3 protein-coding genes are annotated in these 3,202 nt (G+C 68.0%); all 3 read left to right on the top strand.

Annotation, left to right across the window (positions count from 1 at the left end; genetic code table 11):
* Window positions 1-104 precede the first annotated feature (104 nt).
* From pstC to pstB, 3 genes are read left to right on the top strand one after another with little or no spacing between them, the layout of a single operon-like run.
* Window positions 105-1,112: a phosphate ABC transporter permease subunit PstC gene (gene pstC / locus ACFWGJ_RS42930; protein ID WP_387334394.1), complete on the top strand. Its 1,008-nt coding sequence runs from the start codon at window positions 105-107 to the stop codon at window positions 1,110-1,112.
* Window positions 1,109-2,170, top strand: coding sequence for a phosphate ABC transporter permease PstA (gene pstA, locus ACFWGJ_RS42925; protein WP_387334393.1), 1,062 nt, complete (start codon window positions 1,109-1,111; stop codon window positions 2,168-2,170). Before pstC ends, pstA begins: the two co-directional genes overlap by 4 nt.
* A gap of 50 nt (window positions 2,171-2,220) precedes the next feature.
* Window positions 2,221-2,997, top strand: coding sequence for a phosphate ABC transporter ATP-binding protein PstB (pstB, locus tag ACFWGJ_RS42920; protein ID WP_107015222.1), 777 nt, complete (start codon window positions 2,221-2,223; stop codon window positions 2,995-2,997).
* Window positions 2,998-3,202 lie beyond the last annotated feature (205 nt).

Here is a 3,202-nt window from a genome sequence, read left to right as displayed (position 1 = left end):
GTGCTCGTCGTCGAGGATGAGGAATCCTTCAGCGACGCTCTGTCCTACATGCTCCGCCGCCTGGGGCCGCACGCAGTGTGCGGCCCCGCAGACCGGAGAACCTCATGGATATATCCACCAAGAACGACGCAGCGCCTCCCCCCGTCTCCCCACCCGCCGAGGCCGAGCAGAAGCGCGCGGCCCGCGGGGTCACCCGGCCCGGCGACCGAGTCTTCCTCGGCCTGTCCCGCGGATCGGGCATCTTCCTTCTCGTGATCATGGCCGCCATCGCGGCCTTTCTCACGTACCGCTCCGTGATCGCGATCAGCAAGGACGAGAGCAACTTCCTCACGACCTTCGAGTGGAACCCGACCGCCGTACCACCGAGCTTCGGCATCGCGGTCCTGGTCTACGGCACGGTCGTCTCGTCGATCATCGCGATGGTCATCGCGGTCCCGATCGCGGTCGGCATCGCCCTGTTCATCACGCACTACGCCCCGCGCAAGCTCGGCGGCCCCCTCTCCTACGTGATCGACCTGCTCGCCGCCGTGCCGTCCATCGTGTACGGCCTGTGGGGCGCCCTGGTCCTCGCACCGCAGCTGATCGGTCTCTACGGCTGGCTCGACGACTACTTCGGCTGGACCGGCATCCTCGACTGGCAGGGCGGCGCACCGCGCTCGCTGTTCACCGTGGGCATCCTGCTCGCGATCATGATCCTGCCGATCATCACCAGCGTGAGCCGCGAGGTCTTCCGGCAGGCTCCGCTGATGCACCAGGAAGCCGCACTCGCTCTCGGCGCCACGCGCTGGGAGGTCATCCGCATGTCGGTGCTGCCCTTCGGCCGCTCCGGTGTCATCTCCGCCTCGATGCTCGGCCTCGGGCGCGCGCTCGGCGAGACGATGGCCGTGGCCACGGTCCTGTCCCCGAGCTTCGAGATCAACGCCAGTCTGCTCGACCCGGGCGGCGGCACCTTCGCCCAGAACATCGCCAGCAAGTTCAGTGAGGCCAGCGAGATGGGCCGTGACGCGCTCATCGCCTCCGGTCTGGTGCTGTTCGTCATCACCCTGCTGGTCAACGGCGGAGCCCGCATGATCATCGCCCGCCGCGCGGAGTACTCGGGGGCCAACGCATGAGCCAGACAGTGAACGACAGGCGCCCCAGCTCCCTGCAGGGCGCGACACTGCCCCGGTGGAGCCCGTACGCCATCGCCGGCGGCTCGATCGCCCTCGGTCTCGGTATCAGCGCCGTGGCCGGACTGGACAGCAAGATCCAGTGGGGCCTGATGGCCGCGGTCTTCTTCGTCGCCGCGTCGTACGGCATCGCCGCGAAGGTCGAGGGCCGCCGGCAGGCCAAGGACCGGGTGGCGACCGCCCTCGTCTGGGTCGCGTTCCTGCTCGCCGTCATCCCGCTGGTCTCGCTCATCTGGGAGACCGTCAAGCGCGGTGTGAAGGTCCTCGACGTCTACTTCCTCACCCACTCGATGGGGCTGATCACCGACACCGAGCCCGGCGGAGGCATCTACCACGCGATCCTCGGCACCCTGGAGCAGGTCGGCATCGCCACGGCGATCTCCGTGCCGATCGGCATCCTGACCGCGATCTACCTCGTGGAGTACGGGCGCGGCAGGCTCGCCAAGGCCGTCACCTTCTTCGTCGACGTCATGACGGGTATCCCGTCGATCGTCGCCGGTCTGTTCGTCCTCAGCTTCTGGATCATCATCCTGGACATGGGCTACTCCGGGTTCGCCGGTGCGATGGCCCTGACCATCCTGATGCTGCCGGTGATCGTCCGCTCCACCGAGGAGATGCTCAAGCTCGTCCCCAACGAGCTGCGCGAGGCCTCGCTGGCGCTGGGCGTGCCGAAGTGGCGCACCATCATGAAGGTGGTCCTGCCGACCTCCGTCGGCGGCATCACGACCGGTGTCATGCTCGCCGTCGCCCGCATCACGGGTGAGACCGCGCCGGTGCTGCTGCTGGTGTGGGGTTCGACCTTCATCAACACGGACCCCTTCGACGGTCCGCAGGCCTCGCTCCCCATGTACATCTACCAGCAGTACGCGAACAGCGGCGGCTCCGGCGCCGCGTACGACCGGGCCTGGGCGGCGGCGCTCACGCTGATCGCGTTCGTGATGATCCTCAACTTGGCGGCTCGCGGCATCGCCCGCTGGAAGGCCCCCAAGACCGGTCGCTGACGCGGCCACACAGCGACCAGTCTTCCCCCTCGAAAGAAGCAGTGATCCCCATGGCCAAGCGAATCGACGTCAGCGGCCTCAGCGCCTACTACAGCTCGTTCCGAGCCATCGAGGACATCTCGATGGCCATCGAACCCCGCTCGGTGACGGCCTTCATCGGCCCCTCCGGCTGCGGCAAGTCCACCTTCCTGCGCACCCTGAACCGGATGCACGAGGTGACGCCGGGCGGCCGCGTCGAGGGCAAGGTCATGCTCGACGACGAGAACCTGTACGGCGCCGGGATCGACCCGGTGTCGGTACGGCGCGAGGTCGGCATGGTCTTCCAGCGCCCGAACCCCTTCCCCACGATGTCGGTCTTCGACAACGTGGCGGCGGGGCTGCGGCTCAACGGCAGCTACAAGAAGTCCGAGCTGGGCGACATCGTGGAGAAGTCGCTCAAGGGCGCGAACCTCTGGAACGAGGTCAAGGACCGGCTGAACAAGCCGGGGTCCGGGCTCTCCGGTGGTCAGCAGCAGCGGCTGTGCATCGCGCGTGCGATCGCCGTCGAGCCGAAGGTGCTGCTCATGGACGAGCCGTGCTCGGCGCTCGACCCGATCTCGACGCTGGCCATCGAGGACCTGATCGGTGAGCTGAAGGAGCGCTTCACGATCGTCATCGTGACGCACAACATGCAGCAGGCGGCGCGGGTCTCCGACCGGACGGCGTTCTTCAACCTGTCCGCGGTCGGGCAGCCCGGCAAGCTCATCGAGATCGACGACACCGAGCGGATCTTCTCGAACCCGTCCGTGCAGGCGACCGAGGACTACATCTCGGGGCGGTTCGGCTGAGTCCGTCCGTGGCGTAGACCCCTCGCGGTGCTGCATGGCGGTGCCACCGCGGGGACCGATAGGGCCCGCTTCCCGGCGCTTGCGCCGGGGGGCGGGCCCGTTGGCTTTTCTCGCCCCCGCCGCCCCTTCCCGTTCCCGTCACTGACTCGGGGGCCAGCCCCCGAACCCCCGGTCCTCAAACGCCGGACGGGCTGGAGATTCGCAG

The organism is Streptomyces sp. NPDC060205 (assembly GCF_042728395.1).
Taxonomy (GTDB): domain Bacteria; phylum Actinomycetota; class Actinomycetes; order Streptomycetales; family Streptomycetaceae; genus Streptomyces.
The sequence above is the reverse complement of the archived record's forward strand: the minus strand, read 5'-3'. Positions and strand labels throughout refer to the sequence as shown.